The following is a 24,045-nucleotide window of genomic DNA, read 5'->3' on the forward strand; positions in this document are numbered from 1 at the left end:
AATGCTTAGCGACTTGTTTGAATTAACTATAATCAATTTTGAAAATTTGATTAATTTTATTTAATTATTTTTTAAATTAAAAAATTTTTGAATTTATACTATTTATAATTTTTATAGATTTTAACTCAATTCATAAATTTTAAAATACTTTCTTATCTTTGCGTAACTTTCTCACTTTTCAAGTTTCTTTTATCAACGAAATTTAATATTCAATTATAAATAAATTCTAACTTAATCTACTTTAAAATGAAAAAAATAATTACTACTCTATTTCTTGGAGTTTTAGTTTATGGATTTTCTTTATCACAAACAATGAGTGATAGAGCACCAATACGAGTTAAATCTGGGCCAATGCCAGAGATAATTCCAAAAGATATGAACAAATCTAAACCTCAATTACAATCTGTTAGTGGAGCTCCATTAAAATTACGTAATGGTGCAACTCCTACTGGATTGCAAGGTTATTATGATTATCAGTCTAATGGATGGAGTCCTCAATATATTGTAAATGGTACTGAAAATATTATTCATACTACTTATATGCTTTCAACAAGCAAAGGTGATAATGATACAAATGTTTTGAGTACAAATAGAAAAGTTGGGTATGCTGTATCAAATGATGGTGGAGTTACTTGGAAATCAACAAAACAAATTGATCCTAATAGAAGAGGATTTCCATGGCTTACATTAGGTAATGAAGGTGTACCAATAATTGCTACTCATGGTACAACTCCAAGCGATGCTGTTGTTAGAACTTTCTTATATGCAGGAATTGGTGGTACTGACTTTTTAGCTGCAAATGAATTCCCTGCTGAAAATGCAAATGGTTCTTTAGGTAGTACAGGTGGAAGTGCATCTGGAACAATTTGGCCCATGGTTGCTATATCTCCAACTGATAAGAACAAAGCCTTAGTTTTTGGTTCGATTGGTCCTGCTACTGTTGCTGAAAGAGAAGCATTGAACGTTTCTATAGTTGAAATTGGAGCTTCTACAACTCCTGTTTGGAAAAGTATTTCTGAAAGTGAAACTGCAAAAACTAGTGGTGGCAATTATGCAGTTTCAACATCAAAAAAAGGAAAAATTGGTGTTGTTTGGGATTATGTAGATGCAAATGCAAATTTAGAAAATAGTGGTTTATATTTTTCTGAAAGCTCTGATGGAGTTAAGTGGAGTGCTCCTGTAAAAGCGTTTGGTTTTAATATACATAATATTACTGAGGAAAACGGAGACGAAGATACTTTGAATTATGATGGTATTGTTGATATTGCATATGTTGGCGAAGAAGCTAATATAGTTTCGAGTGGGAGTATAAATAATTTGTATTCAAGTAGATGTATCTTTCAATGGACTCCATCTAGGGGATTAAAAATAATTGCAAATACTGATTTAAAATCTGGATTAGGTATTTCTAGATTTGCATCAAATAAAAATCAACCTAATACTGGTTTTGTATGTTATCCTTCAGTTTCAGTTGCAGATAATAACAAAAATTTAATGATAGCTTTCCAAGCTTGGGCTCCATCAGATGAGACTGGATCTGCAAATGTTTCAAGTGAAGAAGGATTTTTGTATTCAAGATTATGGGCAATTGCTTCAAAAGATGGAGGAAAGAATTGGGGCAATCCAATTTTGGTTCAGGATTTTGCTGGAACTGGAACTGATAGTGCAAGTTGTGAATATCCATCATTATCTCCTACTTGTGTTAATGCTAATGGTACAACAACATGTAATATGGTTTTCCAAGCAAGAAGATACCCAGGTGCTTATGCGTTTGTAAGTAATTATGATGCTGATGGAGATGGTACTGCAGAAACTCCTGTTAATAGACCAACAGAATTTTCTGAATGTTTTCAGTATTTCCAAAAAATTTCTATACCAGATAATCAAGCTGGAAGTGTTGAAAAAGAAGAATCTTCTGCATTAGCTTTTTCTATTAGATCTTTTCCAAATCCAGTTACAAACAAAGTGAATATTCAATATACATTACCTAATAATGGTGATGTTAAAATTCAACTTTTTAATATGATTGGAGAACAAATTGGTTCTATTAATAACAACAAAGCTTTTGCTGGAACATATGTTAATGAATTTGACTTTACAAACTTTCCAAGTGGAACTTATAGGTGTGTTGTTTCTCAAAATGGGAAAACTTCATCTAGAATGATTCATGTTTCCAAATAATAGTTAGTATTTTACTAATTAAAGGCTTGATTAGTAAATTCTAATCAAGCCTTAGTTTTTTAAATTTGTATTTTATATTTATTTTTCTAAAATTATTAATATTCAACATTAAATTATAGTTGCAACGCATTGTAAATTAAATTGCAACGCGAAAGTTTTATATTTATTACATCAATTAAAAAACTTTAAAACTTATTAAAATAAAAATGAAAAACAATTCAAAATTATTATTATCAATTTTACTTGCGTTAATTTCTTTAACAACAAATCTTTTTTCTCAAAAGACTAGAATTGACATTGCTGATATTCTTTTTGTAAATCAACCAATTATGATTGACAATACTATTTGTAATAACAATGGAAAGGTAAAAATCTATTGTTCATCTCATGAAAGAAGTGAAGCATCTGGAGTAGTTTACTACAATTTCAGTATTAATTTTAGTATAACTAACAATGGATTAGCTTGTGGACCTTTTAAATGTGGCGTATCAATTGATTCAAGATTAGGAAGTAATAGTTGGGTGGATGTTCCAAGCTTAGCTAGTGGTGAAATTAGGAATATTATTTTACCTATTAACTTACCTGTTGGGACACATGATTTATTCATAAAATTAGATGATAATTTAAATATTGGAGATATTGTTGAATCTGATGAATTAAACAATTTATTAACTTTCAATTACACTTTATTAGATGATTGTCAACTTAAACCTAATGATGGTACTACTGCTAAAGAAGTTTTAACAAATAACTCAAAAATTATTCAAAACACTAAAAAATTAAAGAATAAAATTGATATTTTAAACTCTAAAGATGGTGTAACTATTGGTGGAGATGTTAATGGAACTGGAGGACAATTTGTTCCATGGGGAGGTTCAGTTAAATTAGATTGTAAGAATGCATTACCAGGTGGAGGTGCAAATAATCAATTTGCTTATAACGTTACCTATCACATTAAAAATGATGGATCAAGTTATACTGGCATATTTGAAAATAAATTGTACAGTGGAGCTGGTGGAGTAGAGGTAAGAGCAATTAATAGTGCCTTACAACTTAATGCTGGTGAAACTAAATCTTTAACAACTCAACCATACTTAGATTGTAGTTCAACATATATTCTTACTTTTAAATTTGATGATTTGAATAGTGTTAGTGAATACAATGAGTTAAATAATAAATTTTTTATTAATTATTATATAGATTGTTCATCTTGTAAATAAATTTTTATTCGAGATTAATATTAAACATCGGTTTCAATTGGGGAACCGATGTTTTTTTGTTAATCATTAAAATATAAACTAAATTTAATTCTTATTCTCATTTAATTATTATTTTTGAATTATAAATAAATAATATATAATTTGAAAAGTAAATTAAATAATTTTGAAGAGAACATAACTCGCTTAGAACAAGTTGTTTCTTCATTGGAACAAGGTGGCCATAAGTTAAATGATATGGTCAAATTATATGAAGAAGGAGTAACTCTAGCAAATAAATGTAAAATTGAATTGTTTGAAACTGAGCAAAAGATTTTTAAGTTAAATCATGACAATTTAATTGAAGAACAAATTTTAACTAATAATAAATAACAATAGAAAACTTTGTCAAGTTCAAAAAATAAAATCGGTAAAATTAAATTGAAAAAGTATGTGATTTTAATGTTAAGTTTTTGCTTTTTATCAACTTTAACTTTTGGATGTAAAGAAGATAATTCAGATTTGCAAAAACAGTGGTCTGATATGAAAAATTCTGTTTCGAGTAAATTGAGTGATCTTAAAATTAAAAGTGATGAGATAAATACAAAGGTTAAAAATTTACCTGGTTTTAATCCAAGTGATACATCTTCTTTTGGTAAACAAAGAAACGAATTAGATAAATTATTATATACATCTCAATCAATTTTTAGTGAAGCAAATTCAATGATTTCTAGGAGTAGTATAACAGTTGAAGAAGCAATAAATAAGGGTAAAAGAAGTGAATTAGAAACTGCATTAAACCAAGCTAAACAAGAATTTGATGCTGTTAATATGAAACTTGCAAATGTGGAAACAATGTTGCCAAGTTTAAATGAACTAGTAAATACTATATCAGTTTCAACCCCAAAAACAAATGATACAATAATTAATAAACAGCCGAATCAAATTAAGAAAAAGATCAAAATTTTAAAGTAAATATAAATTGTAAATATTAAAATATGCTTTTGAATATCTCATTCTTAAGCATTTTTTTTATACTTTTCTATATTAAGAGAACATAATATTTTACTTTATTATTAAATTGGTAAGTTTGTAAATATAAAGCTTTAAATATTTTTATGAGTAAATCAATTTTAATTGTAGATGATGAGGAAGATATATTAGATTTGTTAAAATTTAATTTAGAATCCGAAGGTTTTATAACCTCAATAGCACATGATGGAGTAGAGGCTGTTAATTTGTCCTTAACAAACAATTTTGATTTAATATTGTTAGATGTAATGATGGCAAATCTAAATGGTTTTGATACATGTAGAAAGATTCGACAAATCACTAATTACTCTAAAACTCCAATATTTTTTTTGACCGCAAAATCTGAAGAAATAGATCAAATAATTGGTTTAGAAATTGGTGCAGATGATTATTTACACAAACCAATTAGTCCAAGAATTTTAATCGCAAAAATTAAAGCAGCTTTAAGAAGACAGTTTGATATTGGTGTAAATGAAGATTTAATGCACAAAATTGTTAAAGTCAATTCGATAGAAATCAATCGTCAAAATTATACTGTTAAGGTAAAAAATGAAACTATTTTTTTTCCAAAAAAAGAATTTGAATTATTAGCTTTATTAGCATCAAATATTGGCAAAGTATTTAGAAGAGATGATTTGCTAAATAGAATCTGGGGTGAACAAGTTAATGTTGGGGATAGAACAGTTGATGTTCATATATCAAAAGTAAGAGAAAAATTAAAAGACTTAGAATATCTTTTAGAAACTGTTAAAGGAGTTGGATACAGATTTATTGATAGCTGAGTTTACTATTAAAGATATCTATGACATTTCATTTTATATTTTTAGTTATAATTTCTATTCTATTAATTGTAATTTTTTTATTTATTGTTAATTATAAAAAACAAAAATTATTAGAAAAAATTATTATTGATGCTCTATCTAAAATGTTAAATGAAGATAAATTTAACTTGATAGATTTAAATCAGTTTAAAAGTAATGAGTTGAAAATTATTTCCAAAATGATAAATAATTTTGGAGAAGCTTTTTTTAATAATAAGAAAGAGAATATCAAGTTAGAGAAAGTGCGAAGTGAATTTTTAGGGAATGTATCTCATGAATTAAGAACACCTATATTTACTGTTCAAGGTTTTCTCGAAACTATATTAGATAACGAGAATCTTGAAGAATCTATTAGGAATTCATTTGTGGAAAAAGCTCATAGGAATATTTTAAGATTGAACAATTTACTAACAGATTTGATCGAGATTTCTAAAATTGAATCTGGTGAAATGCGTATGAATTTTAGATACTTTAATCCTAATGAAGAATTCATAGACATTATAAATGATTTAGAACCAACAGCTGAACAAGCTAATATCAAGCTAAACTACAATTATGTTGGTTCCGAAAAAGATAATATTCTAATACTTGGTGATAAAGAAAAATTAAAACAAGTAATAGGCAATTTAATTGAAAATGCAATTAAGTATAACAAACCAAATGGAAATGTAACTTTAGAAGTAACGCCATTAGAAGATGAAGTATCAATTTGTATAATAGATAATGGTATAGGAATTGATAATGAAGACATTCCCAGATTGTTTGAAAGATTTTATAGAGTTAACAAAAGCAGATCAAGATCAGTTGGTGGAACTGGATTGGGTTTGGCAATTGTAAAACACATTATTGAAGCCCATGAAACTCAAATTAATGTTATTTCAACTTTAGGAGTTGGTACTACATTTAAGTTCAATCTTAAAAAAATTGGGAAATCAAATAAAAATTCTTAAACAAACTGTTTATCTCCAATCCTTTAATGATGCAACTGAATTTTTTCCTTATGTTTTGTAATTTGGATTTTAATTTTATCTAAACATTCTGTAACTGATTTCTCAAAATCATCTGAACTTTCTTTTGAAACAAATTCACATTTGTATGCATGAACAATAAATTCACTAATCTTACTTAACTTTTCATTTCTATGATAATCAAGAATAACATCAATCTTTTCAATTGAATTAGCAAAGTGTTTGTTCAATAATTCAGAATTATCATTTATGAAATTTTCTAAATCCTGTCTAATTTCAAAATGACGTGAAGTGATATTTACTTTCATTTTTAATATTTTAGAATTAAAATTTTATGTTATATAATTTAATAGAAACAATCAAATAATTTACAAAAAGAATTTAAGAAATTGTAAAAATCATTAATTAGTTGTGTTGTAAAACTGAATAGTTGCACCTATTGAAATACTTATTCCACCAGTAGATATTCTCGTAATCCCATTACTTGGGGTATTAAACAACCCTTTACTTTCATTTATAATTCTTTCAAAATATCCTCTAAGAATAGGCAAATCAAAGTAACTTATTTCTAAAAAAACACCTCTTAATGGATTAGTATTTGATACAATACTATCAAATCTAAGCTCGAAACCTGTATAAAATCTATATGAAAAATCTAGACTAATTCCGTTAATATTTATAGCAGGTCTGGAAGATAAAATAGAATTAGAGATTGACCTCGAAGTTGTTTGCCAATTTGTATTACTTATATTCAATCCAACTTGAACACCTAAGTAATTAGAATATTGAGATCTTAATGGTGAAAACTGTAATCCCATTAAAAATGGGATTTGAAAACCACTAATACTCTCAACAATTGATAGACCTGGTGATCCTTTATCATTTTCTTTTGGAATAGTATTATTTAATACCATCTGATTATAAATATCTGTTAAATTCCAATTATAATAAGATATTCTACCAGTAATTTTATAATTTTCGTTGTAATCAAATAATGCTGATAATGTTGGCAACAAAGCATCCTTTAATCTAAGACCCTTTGGATTTAATTTTGAATATTCTTCAAAAAAATTTCCTCCAAATGGTGAAGGAATAAATTCTAAAGAAAAAGTAAGTAAATTATCATTAAACAATGTTTTTTTTTCAACTATTTCAATTGAATCAATATGGTCAACATCATTTTGAGAATATAAATTAAATACAAAAAAAGTTAGGGAATTTATAAAGATTAAAAAAAAGACTTTTACAAAACTCATTTTACAATTTTAGGCTTTTAAGAACTTAATGTTGCCAATCTGAGAAAACAGAAAATAATAGAATTAAAAATCCTATTATAAAAAAAAATAAAATTCCTCCAAAAAAGAAAAAAATTATTTTTCTATCTTCAGAGGAATGATTATTATCTTTATCAGTAATGTTATTAAGCATTACTGATCTTTTTTATTTTTATCTACACTTTCATCTTTTGTTTGATTTACACTTTCATTCTGATTGTGTGATTGTTCATGGGTTATATACTTCAGATCTGTTTTTGGAGCTGTTGTTGTATAAGTGGTCATTTCATATCCAATAATTATAATTGCTATACAAACAAGGAAAACAGGAACCCCAGCAATAAAGGCAAGATATTTAGCATCATATTTTAAATGCATAAAATACCAAGCAACCATTGAAGCCTTTACAAATGCTAATATTAATAATACTGCTGTCAACATAAAAGGTGACATACTAAATGAGGTTACAGCTACTTCAACAAAAGTTAGAACTGACAAACCAACAAATATTAGAATATAATCTTTAACATGAGACCCACCCTCTGAGTGAGCATTTTGAATAGTTGACATATTAATTAAATGAAATTTCTATTTTTAATTTTAAAATAATACTTAATAATTTACACAAGATAAACTAATGTAAATAAAATAATCCAAACCAGATCTACAAAGTGCCAATACAAACCAGCGGTTTCTAAATGGGCATAATTTTCCTTAGTATAATTTTTATATTTAACTGCCACACTACCTAAATATACAACACCACTAAACACATGGAAACCATGGAAACTAGTTAAGGCAATAAAAGTTGCCCAAAAATTACTGTGTGAAAAACTCATTCCTTGATGATTTATCAAATGTGAGTATTCATAGTATTGTCCACATAAAAATAGAACTCCACCAAAAACTGTTAGCCACAACCACATTCTCATTTTTTGTTGATCACCTTTTTGGATTGAGGCAATTGACATAACCATGGTAACTGAAGAACAAATTAAAAGAAAAGTCATTCCTGCAGTAAAGTTTATACCTAAAATAGCAGATGGTTTTGGCCAGGCAGGATCTGAAATTCTAAGCCCAATGTAACCAGCAAATAAAGTAAAGAACATCATGGCATCTTGTGCTAAGAATAACCACATGAATACTTTCCAATTATTTGTTTTGGTTTGAGTATCATCAAGAGTGTTAGTGTCAAAAAAGCGTGGTGGTACCGGCTTTGTAAAAAGTAATTCGCTCATTATAAAAAATGATTTACTAATTTTAATTTGTTTACTAGAATTCTAAATAAAATATTTTGCTAATTTAACTAAAACTTTATTTTCAGCATCAAAGAAGTTAAAAATAGATTTTGATTATTGATATTACTTTTAAAATAAGTTTGTGCATTAAAATTCACTTTGTTGTTTGTATTGCTTGAAATTACTGCATCAATTGCACTTGCAATGTGATTTAATATAATTGTAGCAATTACAACATTTGTATAACCCAATATCTTATTTGTATTAGCCCTTTGATAAGTGTAATCAGTATTATTTGTAGAAGTAAATGACGGATCATATATTTTTATTGTATCACCATTGAAATTATGATCATCCCAACCTGATCTAAATTGAGAGTATTTGCCAATCATTTCATAATATTGTTGCTCTCCATGATTATAAAGTGTATGTGAAAATGGAGTTATTGATCTTTCAATCTTATTTAATTTATCAAAATCAATTCTCTCCCAATTTTTTTTGTTTAGATCATCAGATATATAAATTGAATCTAAATTGTTTTTTATAATAGTTTTATCAATTAATGAATCATTCCAATTCTTATAGTTCTTCTGAATCCAATTAATATACCTTCCAACATCCCAATGATCATCAGCAAAATTCTGAAATGATATAGTAAGGTCATTTCCTTTTTTATCAAAAAGGAAATAACAATACCAACTCGTAGCCTCAATAATTAAATATAATGCAGTTCTCCAAAAACTACTTCTATTATATATTTGCCCTGAACCAGGTAAAATAACAGATAAAGTACCAGAAACAAAAGGAGATTTATAAGAATTTAGTTTTACGGAAGAATCTAAACTAAAATCTCTCATAAAATTCCTATTTAAACTATCTAATGAAGAATCAATTTTTTGATTGGTTTGTGCAGAAAGAAAAGGAGTTGTAATTCCAAAACAATATATCACAAATAGTATTTTTTTCATCACAACAAAACTAAGAAAAGATAATATTTTTTAATACATAGAATAGTTACAAAATAAAAAAAGACTAGAAATAAATTTACCTCTAGTCTAATTTTATTTAATTAATAATGATATCTATACACCAGCAGCAGGAGTTAAACCACTATCAGAATCAGGATTTGAAATTGTTTTTGTAGCTAATTTAATTTCTTGCTTAACAGAATCTACCATATTAGAAATTCTAGATTTCATCATTTTTTTTACTTCTAATGGAGGAATTTCTTCTCCTTTAACAATCATATCAATTTCTTCAGCATCTAATGTCTCATGTTCAATTAAAAGTTTTGCCATGTTATGTAACAAGTTTTCATTTTCTTTTAAAATTTTTGTGGCACGCTCCATTCCTTCATCAACTATCCTTCTAACTTCTTGATCTATAATTGTTGCAGTAGCTTCACTAATATCTTTATGTGTACTGAAATCTCTGCCTAAAAACACTTCCCCATCTCCTGATGAATAATTGACAGGACCAAGTATATCACTCATACCTAAATCACAAACCATTTGTTTTGCCAATTGAGTAACTTGTTTTATATCACCTATTGCACCAGAAGTATAATTACCAAAAATTAATAATTCTGCAGCTCTTCCTCCCATTGCCATTGCAATTCTAGATTCAAACCATTCCTTAGATCTTGAATGCTTGTCACCTTCAGGTAAGAATGAAGTAACACCTAAAGCCCTACCCCTCGGAATTATAGTAACTTTATGAAGTGCATCTCCTTCTGGCATTAACTTACCAACTAATACGTGACCACACTCATGATAAGAGGTCATATTTTTTTCTTCATCACTCATTATCATTGACCTTCTTTCTAACCCCATGATGAGTTTATCTCTGGCTTGTTCAAAATCTTCCATAGTAACTGCCTTAGCACCCCTTCTAGCAGCATGAATAGCAGACTCATTACACAAATTTGCTATATCAGCACCAGAAAAACCTGGAGTAGCTAAAGCTAACCTTTCCAAGTTCACATCACTACCTACTGGCATATTTCTAGTATGAACTTTTAAAATTCCTTCTCTTCCCTTTCTATCAGGTAAATCAACCATAACTTGTCTATCAAACCTTCCTGGTCTTAACAAAGCAGGATCCAAAACATCTGGTCTGTTTGTGGCAGCTATTACTATAATTCCTGTATTAGGTTGAAAACCATCCATTTCAACTAATAGTGCATTAAGAGTCTGCTCTCTTTCATCATGTCCTCCTCCAAAGCCAGCTCCACGTTGCCTTCCAACAGCATCTATTTCATCAATAAAAATAATGGCTGGGGAAACTTTTTTAGCCTGTTCAAACAAATCTCTTACTCTACTTGCACCTACACCTACAAACATTTCAACAAAATCAGCACCTGATAAAGATAGGAATTGAACTCCCGCTTCACCTGCCACTGCTTTAGCTAATAGAGTTTTACCTGTTCCTGGAGGTCCTAACAATAAAACCCCCCTTGGAATTTTACAACCTAATTTTTGAAATTTAATTGGTTCCTTTAAAAAATCTACAACTTCTGATAATTCAAGTTTAGCTTCATCAACACCCGCAACATCAGCAAATGTTATCTTTTCAGAATTTTCATTTTGTACTCTAGGTTGAGATTTTCCAAATGAGAATATATTCTTTCCACCCATTGAACCGCCTCCTTGTTGCATCCTTCTAAACATTGTAATCATTAAAATTACACCAAAAAGTAACAATGCAACATTTACTATATTACCAAAATAATCACCAGATTCATTTTGAACATTAACATTAATATTTTTAGATAACCACTCTTTTTGTATTTCATTATCAACAACTAACAATTTGGTAGTAAAGTTTTTAGTAACTGCTTTCCTATTTCCATTTTCTGAAGATAAATTTTCGGCAACTTTCAATTCTCCAATTAACTCATAGTCATTTAATTGTGATTTAATTACAGTTACCTTTTCAATAGATCCAGCTTCTAATAATTTTCTGTAATCATTAAATGTAATTGCTAAACTCCCAGAAGACCCACCTTTAACAAGCATTACTATTACCATTACAGCAATAAACATTGCCATAATCATGAATACTGTTTTTAATATTTTACCAGGACCAGAATCGCTACCACCCAATTTTTGTTGTAAAGGTGATTTAGGTTGGTTGTTGTTTTTTAGTTCGCTCATATCTTAATTTCTACTTTATAAAATTCTTTTAAACAAAATTATTTAACTCTTTAACTTATATATTTCTTTCAAACTTCTGCCTTCTTCTAAATAATCCATTCCAAAACCAATTATAAATTCATTCTCAATTTCAAAACCAATAAAATCTGGTTTAACAATATTTAAATTGTATTTAGGCTTAAAAATAAGGGTAGCAATTTTCAAAGAGTTTATTTTTTTTGAGGTATAATAGTTTTTTAAAAAATTGATAGTGTTACCAGTATCGATAATATCTTCAATAATTATTACATTCTTTTTTTCATAATCCAATGTACTTAAATCAATTGATTTAATAACATTTGTTCCATTTTCTAATTTACCGTTATAACTTGAAACCGAAACAAAATCAAATTTTAAATCAATAATATTTAACTGATTGATCAAATTATAAAAAAAAGTGAATCCACCTTTTAAAACACAAACAAAAATTGTATCTTTACATACTTCTAACTTAATTATATCAGATAATTCTTTTATTCTTTTTAGAATTGTATTCTCTAATATAAATAACTCAAATTGTTTATCATTTATTTTTATAATATCCTTAAAGTTAACTGACGATAACATATTTAGCTTATTGCTTTGGTATTAAAATCAATGGTATAAATTAATACTTACTTTTTTAGTATTTCATCATCTTTTTCTGTCTTATTTAACAAATTTTTTGGTTGTACATTTCCTTTAATAGTTCTCTCCATTTCTAACTTCAGAGCATGTTTAGTATCTCTTGTTATTCTAAATTTATTTGCAATTCTAAATCCACAAATCCAAATAATTTCTTCTCTATCATTACCTTTATTTACTAAAACCATTATTTGTCCTTTTTTATCTAATGGTATTTTTATATCAACAAAAAAATCACTCAATTTTTTTTCGCCAGACATTCCTAATGGAATAAACTTATCACCTTTTTGCCATTTTCTAAGTATTAAATCACCCATAATATTTTTTGCATCAACGAACTCAATATTTTTATTATCTTCAAATTTCACATTCTTTTTAGCTAATTTATTAATGTGAATATTTATATTTTCAAATTGAATTAATTTAGGATAACTTTTTAGAATATCTACTTTTAATTCTAAATTTGCATCCTTTTTTTCTGAAATTATTTTTTCATTGACAATTGATTTTTTTGAATTAAAAATGTTAGTCTTCTCATTAACTGGTTTTGAATTATTTATTTTAACTAGATTTTTTAAATCTGCATTAGTTTTTAAGATTGGTTTGGAATTAATTTGATTTTTAGTTTTATTATCAATATTATTTTCAACCTTATTTTGAACAATAGGAATCTTATTTTTCTGATTTATCTTTTTCCCCAAATTTTCTAATTCGATTTTTCTTTTTGAACTATTATCTATTTTTTGTTTGACAATAATCTGATTTTTTAAATTCTTATCAATTTTATTAACATTTGAATTATTATCAGGTTCAGAAGTAACTAATAAAACAGATTTTTGTAGTTGTTTACCTTTTAGCTTATTACTTTTAGTATCAGAAATAGGTGTTATAATTTTAATATCTGATTTTATTATCTGAGGTTTTTCATTTAAAATTACATTAGATTTATCTATTTTATTGCTATTATTATTTAATAGATTAGATTCAATTTTAACTTGCTGAGTAACTTTATTATTTATATTATTTTTATGATTATTTTTTCCTTTAAAAGGTTCATTTATAGTATTTATTTCTACAATATTTTTATTTGTAATTTCAGTTTTAGTTCCAATATTTTTTTCTAATTTTATACCATTTTGTTTGTCAGAAACCCTAACAATTGCTTTTCCTAAAAAAACTAAATTATCTCTATCCCTTAATCCGCTTATTCCAGAAACTATATCAACTTGACATCCAGTTTCTTTGGACAATAATAACAATATCCTTTCAGTTGTTGCATAATCAATTGGTTGTACATTAAATTCTTCGCAAATAACCTTCTGAATTATTTCTGATTGAATTGTTTTAGGAAAATATTTAAGATGGGATATTTTTAAAGATATTCTTCCAGGCTCTTTTTCTTGAAGTAAATTTTTTATTGCAGAATCTACAGACCTTCCTAAAAAATCATCTACACCTCTCATAATCTCAGTTGTAGAGTTAAGAGTTTTTACAATTGACGAATTATATTTTTGCAATTCAGGTAATAACTCGTGCCTAATTTTATTTCTAGTAGCATTTAAGAGTTCATTTGTTTCATCTTCTCGCCACTTAATCTCAAAGTCTTTTGCAAAAGATTCAATTTCCTCTCGAGGGACAGAAAGAAATGGTCTAATAATCCTTTTGTTTTCATTGAAAATTCTAATAGGAGGAATACCTGCTAATCCTGTTACTCCACTTCCCCTTAATAAATTAAAAATTAGTGTTTCAGCATTATCATTTGAATTGTGTGCTACTGCCAATGTTGAAATATCATGATCATTCATCACTTTAGTAAGAAAATTATATCTTGCTGTTCTTGCAGCTTCTTCAATAGTCATTTTCCATTCTTTTGATAACTTGTTTATATCACCTTTCCCTATATAGTATTTCAAACCTAGTTTTCTAGATACTTCAGCTACAAACTGTGCGTCTTTATCAGATTCTAAGCCTCTTAATAAATGGTTAAAATGAGCAACAACTAATTCTAAATTTAGAGTATTTGATAAGTATTTTAGTATAACTAGCATAGTCATAGAATCTATTCCACCACTAACAGCTACAAGCAATTTATCATTTGACCAGATTAAATCATTTCTAGCAATATATTTTTTAACATTCTGATAAAGCAATGATTTGTTTATATCTATCATAATTCTAAGATTTAATAAAATAAAGTTTACAAATTTAAGGTGATAGTATCTTTTAGAACAATGTTTTATAATTCTTACTTATAAAGAAATATTTTAAGTTTGTAGAAATTAATATTGAATAATTATGTCAAAAAGAATTACGATTCTTGGTTCTGGGTTATCAGGTCCTTTATTAGCAACATTTTTAGCTAGAAGAGGTTACCAAATAGATTTATATGAAAAACGTGATGATATGAGAAAAACATCTGTTGAAAGAGGTAGATCGATCAATCTTGCGTTATCAACTAGAGGTATTGCAGCTCTTAAAGCTATAGGTATTGATAAAGAAATACTTGGCTCAGCTATTCCCATGTATTCAAGAATGATCCATACTTTAGATGGGGATTTGGAATCTCAACCTTATGGAAAAGATGGGCAAGCAATTAATTCTGTTTCAAGATCTGGTTTGAATATTGAATTAATGAATATTGCAGAACGCGAACCTAATTTAAAAATTCATTTCGATTTTACTTGTAAGGAAGTTCATTTAAATGATAAAGTTGTAATTTTAGAAAACAATAAAACTGATGAAATAGTTAAAAAAAATGTTGATATTTTAATTGGTACAGATGGATCAAATTCTTCTTTAAGACATTCAATAGAGTCAACTGGAGTTAATACAAAAGTTGTATGGTTAGAGCATGGTTACAAAGAATTAACTATACCTGCTGGCATAAATGGTGAATTTTTATTAGAAAAAAATTCATTACACATTTGGCCCAGACACGAGTTTATGATGATAGCTTTACCAAACCCAGATGCCACATTTACACTAACCCTTTTTGCTCCTTGGGAAGGTGAGAATGGACTTAATTCAATAAAAACAGATGATGATGTATTAAGGTATTTTAATATTTTTTTTAAAGATGCTGTTCCACTTATGCCAACTTTATTAGAAGATTGGAACCGAAACCCTCCTTCAACTTTAGCTACTGTAAGATGTGATAAATGGTATTATGAAGACTGGGCTTTTTTGCTTGGAGATGCCGCTCATGCTGTTGTCCCTTTTTATGGACAAGGTATGAATTGTTGTTTTGAGGATTGTCTTGAGTTAGATAATATAATCTCTAAAATTCTACCTGAAAGTGTTGACGAATGGTGTACTGTGATTGAGAAATATTTTGAGAACAGAAAACCTAATGCTGATGCTATAGCTGATTTAGCACTTCAAAATTTTGTTGAAATGAGAAGTAAAGTTATAAATCCAAAATTTATCAAGAAAAAAGAGATTGATAACATACTTTTTGATTTCTTTCCAGAATTTTGGGTACCTTTATATACCATGGTAACTTTTAGCACTATTCCTTATAGTGATGCTCTAAATAGATCTATTAAACAGGATAATTTTTTGGAAAAAATTGGATATGAGAATATTTTAAATGAAATTAATAAAGGAAAAGATTCATTAGAGAAATTTTTAAAATTAAATTTCTAAATTTTATTTTAGATTTAATTTTGTTTAACAAATTTTAAATTAAAATTATGAAAAATATTTATAGAGAAGTAAACCCAAAGGAAATTCATTTTACTGAATCTCATAAACTACTTCTTTCTGGCGTTTCACCCAGACCAATAGCATTTGTTGGAACTCAAGATTCTTTTGGGAATGATAACTTAGCTCCATTTTCATTTTTTAATGCTTTTGGTGCTAATCCTCCTACAATAGCAATTTCACCTGCTTTAAGAGGTACTGATGGAAAGAAAAAAGATACATTATTAAACATTTTAGAATTAAAAGAATTTACTGTTTCTAATGTTTCTTTCAACATGGTAGAACAAATGTCATTAGCTTCAACAGATTATTCTAAAGGGACTGATGAATTTGTAAAATCTGGATTTTCAAAATTAGAATCAACTATAATAAAACCATTTGGAGTTCTTGAAGCCCCAATGGTGATGGAATGTATTTTGAAACAGCATTTAGAGTTAGGTGGATTGCCTGGTTCTGGTAATTTGTTAATTGGTGAAGTTGTTATGTTTCATGTTAAAGAAGATATGTTTACTGGAAAATATCTTGATTATTCTAAATTAGATTTAGTTGCTAGAATGGGTGGAGCAAATTATTCAAGAGCAAATTTTGATTCTGTATTTACCTTGGAACAACCTAAAACTCAAGGAATTGGTTTTGACAATTTACCAGAATTTATTTCAAAAAGTAAAAACTTTTCCAAAAATGAATTAGCAAAACTAGCTTCAGTAACTGCTCTTCCAAGTAATAATGAAGTAATGAATTTTTGGCAAGATGTTAGAAAATACAATAACATTGTAAGCAAAGAATTACTTATTGCACTAAATGAAATTGATAACAAAAACATAGTTGATGTTGATAATTTAATTCAAATTTCTAAACATTTCATACATTCAGATGTAATTAAAGCATGGATGATTTTACTTTCTATTGATAATTAACTTCACACTTTTATTAGTTAGAATGGTTGTTCATCTGGATCTAAACCAGATGGTAAATAATCTGAGGCATTATCATATTGATATGCTAAATTTTCAAATCTGGCAGATTCTTTTAGGAATGCTACTTTAGCAATTCCAGTTGGTCCATTTCTTTGTTTCCCAATTATCAGTTCAGCAACACCTTCTGTTGGATTCCCATCTTCATCAGTTGTAATTCCATAATATTCTGGTCGGTGAACAAAGGCTACAACGTCTGCGTCTTGCTCAATAGAACCAGATTCTCTTAAGTCACTTAACATCGGTCTTTTATTAGTTCCTGTTCTCCCCTCAACGCTTCGATTAAGTTGTGATAAAGCAATTACAGGTATATTAAGTTCTTTAGCAAGCTGTTTTAAACCTCTAGATATAGTTGAAATTTCTCTTTCTCTGCTTTCTGCTTTTGGTGCATGCATAAGTTGCAAGTAATCTATCATAATACATTCAATATTATGTTCACGTTTCATTTGCCTTGCTCTTGCTCTTAACTCTAAAATGCTTAGAGCAGGTGAATCATCAATATACAAAGGAGCATCAGCTAAATTATGAATTGTTCTAACTATATTTTGCCAATCTTGTGGCTTTAAATCTCCAGTTCTTAACTTTTGCATATTAACTCCTGATTCAGCAGAAATCAACCTTACAACTAACTGCTGAGCAGACATCTCTAAAGAAAAAAATGCAACTCCTCTTTTATAATCCACTGCCATATTACGAGCCATACTTAGGCTTGCGGCAGTTTTACCCATTGATGGTCTTGCTGCAATAATAATCAAGTCAGACCTTTGAAAACCACCAGTCATTGCATCAAGTTTTGATAAACCAGTTGGAATTCCAACAACACCACCACCATCTTGAAATCTACTACTCATAGCTTCAAGAAGCTCTATGGTTTCCATTGCTAAAGGTTTTAAAGCTCTGTAACTTCTGCTTCCAGTTCTACTTTCAGCAATATCAAATATCTGTTGTTCAGCTCTATCTATTTCTTCAAAAGCATCAGTTGTTTCCGAAAAACAATTTCCCATAATTTCCATTGCAGTTTGAATCATCTGCCTTTTAAGATATTTTTCGAATATAATCTTAGCATGATATTCTGCATTTGCTGATGTTGGTGTCCTCATATTAAGTTCAGAAAGATAATAAGAACCTCCTACATCTTGGAGCTTATTCATTCTTTGAAGTTCATCCTTAAGAGTAATTATATCAACTGGTTGGTTCCTATCTGCTAAAGCAACCATTGCTTGATAAATGACTCTATGAGATTCTCTGTAAAATGAATCAGGGGAAAGTATTGGAATAACTTTTGTTGAAGCTTCTTTTCCAAGCATCATTGCACCTAACACTGCAACTTCTGCATCGTTTGAATGAGGTGGAACTCTGTCTGAATTGGTTTCGAGTTTGACAACTTTGTTACCTCTAGAATTTGGTTGACCAATGAACCTATCTAAAGGCATTGATGCGCCTCCTTCTTTATAATTATTATAATCTGTTGACAATACTTTTAAAAATTAAACTTTTCTAATTAGACTGAAATAACAATTACAAATTACAACCTTTAAGTTAGCAATCAAAATAAATTTTACACATATTTTACACATTTTTCCCACAATTATTAGAACTTCCTTTAGAATAAGATTTATTTTAAATGAATTATAAATCTTTAATTAATCTTACTTTTTTATAAAAGATTATACAATGTTGTTTACTTTTGCCGAATGAAAATTTTTGTTGAATTACTTTATTTTAAAAAGATAAAAATTAAGTTTAAATTCTGCTCATTTATTTGTACTTTATTGTTGTTAAGTTATTTAACAGTACAAGTTAATGCACAGGTTAATCCTCAAGATAAAGTGGTTGTTCCTTCTATCAAAACCGTACAAACTGAATCTAATGTTGCAATACCTACATCATCACCAATTTCAATTCCAAATAAAAATTCTATAAGTTTGAATTTTATTCAATCATCTTCTAACTATTGGTATGATGGAGAAAATAACTCATTAACTCTAAAATTAATTGCTAGAATAGTTGATAAGAGTAAAATAGATAATTTTGTTTTAGTGAACAGAGTTTTATTAAAACTTGGAACTCAATATGTAAAGAATCAAAGCAATTTATATCCATGGAGAATAAGCGATAACGAGCTTTCATTGGAGTCTATAAGTGTTTTAAATTTGGGTTGGACAATAGATCCATATATCTCTTTAAAAGCTAATACATCAGTTACTGAAATATTTTTATTTGATGATGAAACTAACGATAGGTTTAGAATTGGAAAACTATTAGATCCACTTACTATTAGAGAAAGTGCTGGGTTGAGATTTTCTGATTTTTCTGATAATTATGATCTAGATGTAAGGTCTGGATTTTATTTAGAACAAATATTCTCAGATGAATATACTGATTTAACCGATAATCTAGAAACTCCTGATATTACAGAAAAATTTGCTTTACGGACGGGGATTGAAAGCATCTCAGATTTAAATGCATCTTTAACTGAGATTATTAATTACACTGGAAGAATTGAATTATCTAGTCAATTTAGGGATTTAACTCAATGGAAAGTTAAAATAGGTAATGAGTTTAGAGCAAAATTATGGAAATTTATTTATGTCTCATTAAATGTAAATTTTGTTTATAATATTGAACAAAATATTCATACACAATGGCAAGAATCATTAAATTTAGGCATAACTCAAAATTTTTAAATTTAATTTGAAATTTTATGTAGATGCGAATAATCTTTTTTTTTATTAAAATAATTACAAATAAATAATGTTAGATAAACTTTTACAAATATTCAATCGATTTACAGATATAGGCAATAAACTTGGAGATCCAGATATTATTAATGATCTCAAAACATATCGTGAGTTAATGAGAGAACAAAAACAGCTTTTACCTATTGTAAAAACTTATCATCTTTATTCTAAATGCATAAATGATTTGGATGGAGCAAAAGATTTAATGTATAATGCTGATGATAAAGAAATTCAAGAAATGGCTGAGATTGAATACGCTGAACTTCAAGCTATGAAAGAATCAATGGAGGATGAAATCAGATTTTTACTTATTCCTCCAGATCCAAATGATTTTAAAAATTGTATCATTGAAATAAGAGCAGGTACAGGCGGAGATGAAGCAGGAATTTTCGCCGGAGATCTTTATAGAATGTATACAATGTATGCTGAAAAAAAAGGATGGAAATTAGAATTAATGGATTTTAATGAATCTGCATTAGGTGGATTTAAAGAAGTTGTTTTTCAGTTAACTGGAGAGGAAGTTTTTGGTACAATGAAATTTGAAGCTGGCGTTCATAGAGTTCAAAGGGTTCCAGAAACTGAACAACAAGGTAGAGTACATACATCAGCTTCCTCAGTGGCAGTATTACCAGAGGTTGAAGATTTTGATATTGAAATTATTCCAGCAGATATTCAAATGGATACTTATAGAAGTGGTGGTAAAGGAGGTCAAAATGTAAATAAAGTTGAAACAGCTGTTAGACTAACCCATATTCCTTCTGGAGTTGTTGTTGCTTGCCAACAAGAAAGATCACAGCTTAGTAATCGTGAAAATGCTATGAAAATGTTGAGAGCTAAACTCTATGAAATAGAGCAACAAAAAAGAGATAGTGAATATGCTGCTCAACGAAAAGGGATGGTTGGAAGTGGTGACAGATCTGATAAAGTAAGGACTTACAATTATCCTCAAAATAGATTAACAGATCATAGACTTGAAGGTGATAGTAAAAATTATTCGTTAAGAGAAGTGCTCGAAGGAGAACTTGACCAAGTTATAACTTCTTTAAAACTTGCAGATAGAGCAGAGAAATTAAAATCGGGAATTATAAAATAAAGCAAATAAAAAAGTCGTTTAGTATTATAACTAAACGACTTTTTTTTAAATAATAAAATTAATTGATTGTCCCACTTCCTTCTGTTGAAGGTCCACGTTTAATTGGATCCCCATCTCCTTGAGGTCCTCCTTTATGAGGTGGTCTGTTATTTTTAATACAATCATCAAGAATTGCTTTTTGAGCATCTGTAAAAATATTCCTCATTGCATCATCCATTAATTTATGAGCTGCATCAATTTGAGACCTCAATGTATCCAATTGTGATTTCAAAGCATCTAACCCAGCTTTATCATTAGCTTTACGTAATTCGCGAGCTTTGGTCATTAATGATTTCATTTCTTCACGCTTAGCTAATGTAGAACTTTCAAAATTGCTTCTAATAGCTTTCATTTGTTCTTTTTGAGCATCTGTTAAACCTAATAAATCAATACAATTTGTATGTGGCGGTTTTGGTTTTAACGAATCTCCTCCTCTTCTAGGTCCGCCAGGACCGCCTGGTCCAGCTGAATCTCCTTTTCTTCCAGGTCCTCCTGGTTGAGCAAGTGATGTAGTTACACTAATTAATGCTATGAATACAAATGCACTAATTACGTTTAATAGTCTTTTCATAAATAATTGATAACTTAAATTGATGTTAAATTGTTACTTAATTAATATCATTGTTTTACGGAAAAGGTACTTCGAAGTATTTTTTGCAAAACTAATAAAAATGACACCATAGTTTTGCAGTTTATTACAATTCCCGATTTTTGTTATTTGAGATAAATATTTTTATTTGGTTCCAAGAAAATGATTTTAATCTAATTAAACACTTTTAAACAAATTCATAATATCCTCTTTTGTTATAATGACTTGTTATGTTAACTTAAAGTCACAAACAGTAAAAAAATTTAAAAAAATTTTCGTTAACTATAGTTTAAAATGTAAATTTTTTAATATTCGTATAACTTATTTAAAATTCAATTTCTAAAAACAATCCAAATATATTAGAAAGAATTAATTACAAATTACTTTTAATTTGTAATTTACTTACAAATCATTTTCTGTTTATTCAACTCGTTAATTATCACTAAATAATCAATCTATTAATTTATATTGATTTTCACTTAAATAATTTACAACAAATTTATTATGTTATGATTTTACAATGATTATATTCTTTATTAAAATTGAAATTTTGAAAAAATCAAAATGGTTAAACTTAAATAAAATTATCATAGCTAAAATCACACTATATTTTATAATTATATTTTCTTATCAAAGTCTCATTGATTGCAAACTTTTATCAAAGGTTGAACTTAAGAAAACTGATTTTAGGTTTATAATTTCTCTAAAATTTAATGGAGAAGATTTTAGATATAACAAACAGTATTTATTAATGAAAAACTTAGATTCAATTTCAATTACTAAAATTAGATTTTATCTAACTAACATTGAAATTTTGTTTAGTGATAATTCTAAGTATATGGAAAAATTTAGTTATCATTTAATTGATCTTGATGATAATAAAAGTTTGGAATTTGTTTTAAAAAATATCCCTAAAAAAGAAATTTCTAATATTAAATTTTGTCTTGGAGTAGATAGTATAACTAACGTTTCAGGAGCTTTAAATGGAGATTTAGATCCTAGAAAAGGTATGTATTGGTCTTGGAATTCTGGTTATATTAATTTAAAGATGGAAGGTAATTATTATAATATTTTAGGGAATAAAAACTCATTTGAATATCACATTGGCGGTTATATTTCTCCAAATAATTCATTAAGAAATTTATCATTTAATATTGTTAAGAATTTCAAAACTAATTATAAAATAAATTTAGTTTTAGATCTTGGTAACTTTTTTGATTCTTTTGATTATAAAAACAATAGAAGTGTATTAATTCCAGGAGCAGAATCGAACAAAGTTATGGATGGTTTTAAAAACATATTTAAGGTTTCAAATAATGAAAATTAGTTTCAATTATTTGTTTGTCTTTATTATTTTTTTTATGATTATTACTTTGTTAATACCAAAGAATCGTAATTCAATTTTCTTTGTTCCTAAAGGATGGCCAAAACCAAATTATAATTTTTCTAAAAACAATTTTTCCTTGAAAAAATTTGAATTAGGAAGAAAATTATTTTATGATCCAATTTTATCAAAAGATAGTACAATTTCTTGTGCAAGCTGTCATTTGCAATATTCTGGATTTTCTCATACAGACCATAATGTAAGCCATGGAATTGATGGGAAGAAGGGTACAAGGAATGGTTTGGCATTAATAAACTTAGCTTGGAATAAAACTTTTCATTGGGATGGAGGAGTTAATAATTTAGAAATGCAAGCAATAAATCCAATTACTCATCCAAATGAAATGGGTAATTCACTTAACAATCTAATCTCAAAACTAAATTCAAATTTCAATTATAAAAATCTTTTTTTTAAAGCATACAATGATTCTATAATTGATTCTAAAAATTTACTCAAAGCATTAGCTTCATTTACTGTTTCTTTAGTTTCATATAATTCTAAGTATGATAAATATATTAGGCATGAGAAAGGGGGAACATTCTCAATACAAGAGCTAAATGGTTTAAAACTCTTTAGAACATTTTGTTCAAATTGTCATAATGAGCCATTATTTACTAATTTTACTTTTGCAAACAATGGTTTAAAGATTGATCCTAATTTCAATGATTTAGGAAGATACAATATTACTCATATCCAAAATGATTCGTTTAAATTTAAAGTTCCAACATTAAGAAATATTGAATTTACATTCCCATATATGCATGATGGTAGATTTAACAAATTAAGTGAAGTTATTAATCATTATGCAAATATAAATTTAAATGAAATCAAGCAATTAAATTTAGATATTAAAGAACCAATTACAATAACAGAAAATCAGAAAAAAGATTTAGTTGCATTTTTATTTACACTTACTGATTTAGATTTTTTGTACAACAAAACATTTTCATATCCATTTAAATAAGTTTATATCTTAATGGGTTTTTCAAATTAAA

At 27.7% G+C, this 24,045-nt stretch carries 22 protein-coding genes; 12 read left to right on the forward strand and 10 right to left on the reverse strand.

The genetic code is table 11. The features are described from left to right. Positions 1-246 precede the first annotated feature (246 nt). The 6 genes from IPP08_07600 to IPP08_07625 all read left to right on the forward strand — a co-directional run bounded on the left by IPP08_07600 (position 247) and on the right by IPP08_07625 (position 6,180). On the forward strand, positions 247-2,181 hold the full coding sequence (locus IPP08_07600) for a T9SS type A sorting domain-containing protein (protein ID QQS65645.1): 1,935 nt from the start codon (positions 247-249) through the stop codon (positions 2,179-2,181). Between the two features lie 206 nt (positions 2,182-2,387). Further along, complete coding sequence (locus IPP08_07605) at positions 2,388-3,401, forward strand: hypothetical protein (GenBank protein QQS65646.1); 1,014 nt, start codon at positions 2,388-2,390, stop codon at positions 3,399-3,401. A 141-nt stretch (positions 3,402-3,542) separates the two neighbouring features. Then, entirely contained in the window at positions 3,543-3,770 is a 228-nt protein-coding gene (gene xseB, locus IPP08_07610; GenBank protein QQS65647.1) for an exodeoxyribonuclease VII small subunit, read from the forward strand. A 69-nt stretch (positions 3,771-3,839) separates the two neighbouring features. Further along, complete coding sequence (locus tag IPP08_07615) at positions 3,840-4,352, forward strand: hypothetical protein (protein QQS65648.1); 513 nt, start codon at positions 3,840-3,842, stop codon at positions 4,350-4,352. A gap of 143 nt (positions 4,353-4,495) precedes the next feature. Continuing rightward, positions 4,496-5,191, forward strand: coding sequence for a response regulator transcription factor (locus tag IPP08_07620; GenBank protein ID QQS65649.1), 696 nt, complete (start codon positions 4,496-4,498; stop codon positions 5,189-5,191). Positions 5,192-5,211: 20 nt separating this feature from the next. Beyond that, positions 5,212-6,180, forward strand: a complete 969-nt coding sequence (locus IPP08_07625; protein ID QQS65650.1) for an ATP-binding protein — start codon at positions 5,212-5,214, stop codon at positions 6,178-6,180. Between the two features lie 23 nt (positions 6,181-6,203). Here the strand turns inward: IPP08_07625 and raiA are convergent, their stop codons facing one another. The 8 genes from raiA to tilS all read right to left on the reverse strand — a co-directional run bounded on the left by raiA (position 6,204) and on the right by tilS (position 14,699). After that, the gene (gene raiA / locus IPP08_07630; GenBank protein ID QQS65651.1) at positions 6,204-6,506 is read right to left on the reverse strand and encodes a ribosome-associated translation inhibitor RaiA; all 303 of its coding nucleotides are present in this window, start codon (positions 6,504-6,506) and stop codon (positions 6,204-6,206) included. 93 nt (positions 6,507-6,599) lie between these two features. Then, positions 6,600-7,454 carry a hypothetical protein gene (locus IPP08_07635; GenBank protein QQS65652.1) on the reverse strand — a complete coding sequence of 285 codons (855 nt, stop codon included), beginning with the start codon at positions 7,452-7,454 and terminating at the stop codon, positions 6,600-6,602. Between the two features lie 171 nt (positions 7,455-7,625). Then, positions 7,626-8,042 (reverse strand): cytochrome C oxidase subunit IV family protein, encoded by a 417-nt coding sequence (locus IPP08_07640; protein ID QQS65653.1) that lies wholly within the window; start codon positions 8,040-8,042, stop codon positions 7,626-7,628. A 50-nt stretch (positions 8,043-8,092) separates the two neighbouring features. Beyond that, a complete protein-coding gene (locus IPP08_07645; protein ID QQS65654.1) occupies positions 8,093-8,710 on the reverse strand; it encodes a heme-copper oxidase subunit III in 618 nt (205 codons plus the stop codon). Positions 8,711-8,778: 68 nt separating this feature from the next. Beyond that, positions 8,779-9,678 carry a hypothetical protein gene (locus tag IPP08_07650; protein QQS65655.1) on the reverse strand — a complete coding sequence of 300 codons (900 nt, stop codon included), beginning with the start codon at positions 9,676-9,678 and terminating at the stop codon, positions 8,779-8,781. 114 nt (positions 9,679-9,792) lie between these two features. Next, entirely contained in the window at positions 9,793-11,754 is a 1,962-nt protein-coding gene (gene ftsH, locus IPP08_07655; protein QQS67852.1) for an ATP-dependent zinc metalloprotease FtsH, read from the reverse strand. A 153-nt stretch (positions 11,755-11,907) separates the two neighbouring features. Continuing rightward, complete coding sequence (locus IPP08_07660) at positions 11,908-12,471, reverse strand: hypoxanthine phosphoribosyltransferase (protein ID QQS65656.1); 564 nt, start codon at positions 12,469-12,471, stop codon at positions 11,908-11,910. Between the two features lie 47 nt (positions 12,472-12,518). Further along, complete coding sequence (gene tilS / locus IPP08_07665) at positions 12,519-14,699, reverse strand: tRNA lysidine(34) synthetase TilS (GenBank protein QQS65657.1); 2,181 nt, start codon at positions 14,697-14,699, stop codon at positions 12,519-12,521. A 124-nt stretch (positions 14,700-14,823) separates the two neighbouring features. On the opposite strand from tilS, the gene IPP08_07670 reads away from it, so the two are divergent. Together IPP08_07670 and IPP08_07675 are read left to right on the forward strand one after the other, a co-directional pair. Further along, positions 14,824-16,173 carry an FAD-dependent monooxygenase gene (locus IPP08_07670; protein ID QQS65658.1) on the forward strand — a complete coding sequence of 450 codons (1,350 nt, stop codon included), beginning with the start codon at positions 14,824-14,826 and terminating at the stop codon, positions 16,171-16,173. 47 nt (positions 16,174-16,220) lie between these two features. Next, positions 16,221-17,147, forward strand: coding sequence for a flavin reductase family protein (locus IPP08_07675; protein QQS65659.1), 927 nt, complete (start codon positions 16,221-16,223; stop codon positions 17,145-17,147). Between the two features lie 17 nt (positions 17,148-17,164). Here the strand turns inward: IPP08_07675 and dnaB are convergent, their stop codons facing one another. Continuing rightward, positions 17,165-18,679: a replicative DNA helicase gene (gene dnaB / locus IPP08_07680; GenBank protein ID QQS65660.1), complete on the reverse strand. Its 1,515-nt coding sequence runs from the start codon at positions 18,677-18,679 to the stop codon at positions 17,165-17,167. Between the two features lie 219 nt (positions 18,680-18,898). Here dnaB and IPP08_07685 point away from each other — a divergent pair, with 219 nt between their 5' ends. Beyond that, positions 18,899-19,891, forward strand: coding sequence for a DUF3078 domain-containing protein (locus IPP08_07685; GenBank protein ID QQS65661.1), 993 nt, complete (start codon positions 18,899-18,901; stop codon positions 19,889-19,891). A 67-nt stretch (positions 19,892-19,958) separates the two neighbouring features. Continuing rightward, a complete protein-coding gene (gene prfA / locus IPP08_07690; GenBank protein QQS65662.1) occupies positions 19,959-21,038 on the forward strand; it encodes a peptide chain release factor 1 in 1,080 nt (359 codons plus the stop codon). A 58-nt stretch (positions 21,039-21,096) separates the two neighbouring features. Here prfA and IPP08_07695 read toward each other — a convergent pair whose 3' ends face one another. Beyond that, positions 21,097-21,648, reverse strand: a complete 552-nt coding sequence (locus IPP08_07695; protein QQS65663.1) for a Spy/CpxP family protein refolding chaperone — start codon at positions 21,646-21,648, stop codon at positions 21,097-21,099. A 769-nt stretch (positions 21,649-22,417) separates the two neighbouring features. Between IPP08_07695 and IPP08_07700 the strand changes: the two genes are divergently transcribed. Continuing rightward, the gene (locus IPP08_07700; protein QQS65664.1) at positions 22,418-22,993 is read left to right on the forward strand and encodes a hypothetical protein; all 576 of its coding nucleotides are present in this window, start codon (positions 22,418-22,420) and stop codon (positions 22,991-22,993) included. Next, entirely contained in the window at positions 22,983-24,014 is a 1,032-nt protein-coding gene (locus IPP08_07705) for a cytochrome-c peroxidase (GenBank protein ID QQS65665.1), read from the forward strand. The genes IPP08_07700 and IPP08_07705 overlap by 11 nt, the downstream gene beginning before the upstream one ends. The last annotated feature ends 31 nt before the right edge of the window (positions 24,015-24,045 follow it).

It is taken from the genome of Chlorobiota bacterium, assembly GCA_016700335.1.
Classification (GTDB): domain Bacteria; phylum Bacteroidota; class Ignavibacteria; order OLB7; family OLB7.

Bases quoted from the DNA above. Each gene is read 5' to 3' on its own strand.
- IPP08_07605 (QQS65646.1), top strand. From the start codon at position 2,388: ATGAAAAACAATTCAAAATTATTATTATCAATTTTACTTGCGTTAATT.
- IPP08_07640 (QQS65653.1), bottom strand. From the start codon at position 8,042: ATGTCAACTATTCAAAATGCTCACTCAGAGGGTGGGTCTCATGTTAAA.
- IPP08_07660 (QQS65656.1), bottom strand. From the start codon at position 12,471: ATGTTATCGTCAGTTAACTTTAAGGATATTATAAAAATAAATGATAAA.
- IPP08_07675 (QQS65659.1), top strand. From the start codon at position 16,221: ATGAAAAATATTTATAGAGAAGTAAACCCAAAGGAAATTCATTTTACT.
- IPP08_07625 (QQS65650.1), top strand. From the start codon at position 5,212: ATGACATTTCATTTTATATTTTTAGTTATAATTTCTATTCTATTAATT.
- IPP08_07615 (QQS65648.1), top strand. From the start codon at position 3,840: ATGTTAAGTTTTTGCTTTTTATCAACTTTAACTTTTGGATGTAAAGAA.
- ftsH (QQS67852.1), bottom strand. From the start codon at position 11,754: ATGTTTATTGCTGTAATGGTAATAGTAATGCTTGTTAAAGGTGGGTCT.
- IPP08_07695 (QQS65663.1), bottom strand. From the start codon at position 21,648: ATGAAAAGACTATTAAACGTAATTAGTGCATTTGTATTCATAGCATTA.
- IPP08_07670 (QQS65658.1), top strand. From the start codon at position 14,824: ATGTCAAAAAGAATTACGATTCTTGGTTCTGGGTTATCAGGTCCTTTA.
- IPP08_07700 (QQS65664.1), top strand. From the start codon at position 22,418: ATGAAAAACTTAGATTCAATTTCAATTACTAAAATTAGATTTTATCTA.
- tilS (QQS65657.1), bottom strand. From the start codon at position 14,699: ATGATAGATATAAACAAATCATTGCTTTATCAGAATGTTAAAAAATAT.
- raiA (QQS65651.1), bottom strand. From the start codon at position 6,506: ATGAAAGTAAATATCACTTCACGTCATTTTGAAATTAGACAGGATTTA.
- IPP08_07600 (QQS65645.1), top strand. From the start codon at position 247: ATGAAAAAAATAATTACTACTCTATTTCTTGGAGTTTTAGTTTATGGA.
- IPP08_07705 (QQS65665.1), top strand. From the start codon at position 22,983: ATGAAAATTAGTTTCAATTATTTGTTTGTCTTTATTATTTTTTTTATG.
- IPP08_07645 (QQS65654.1), bottom strand. From the start codon at position 8,710: ATGAGCGAATTACTTTTTACAAAGCCGGTACCACCACGCTTTTTTGAC.
- IPP08_07620 (QQS65649.1), top strand. From the start codon at position 4,496: ATGAGTAAATCAATTTTAATTGTAGATGATGAGGAAGATATATTAGAT.
- prfA (QQS65662.1), top strand. From the start codon at position 19,959: ATGTTAGATAAACTTTTACAAATATTCAATCGATTTACAGATATAGGC.
- IPP08_07685 (QQS65661.1), top strand. From the start codon at position 18,899: ATGAAAATTTTTGTTGAATTACTTTATTTTAAAAAGATAAAAATTAAG.
- IPP08_07635 (QQS65652.1), bottom strand. From the start codon at position 7,454: ATGAGTTTTGTAAAAGTCTTTTTTTTAATCTTTATAAATTCCCTAACT.
- IPP08_07650 (QQS65655.1), bottom strand. From the start codon at position 9,678: ATGAAAAAAATACTATTTGTGATATATTGTTTTGGAATTACAACTCCT.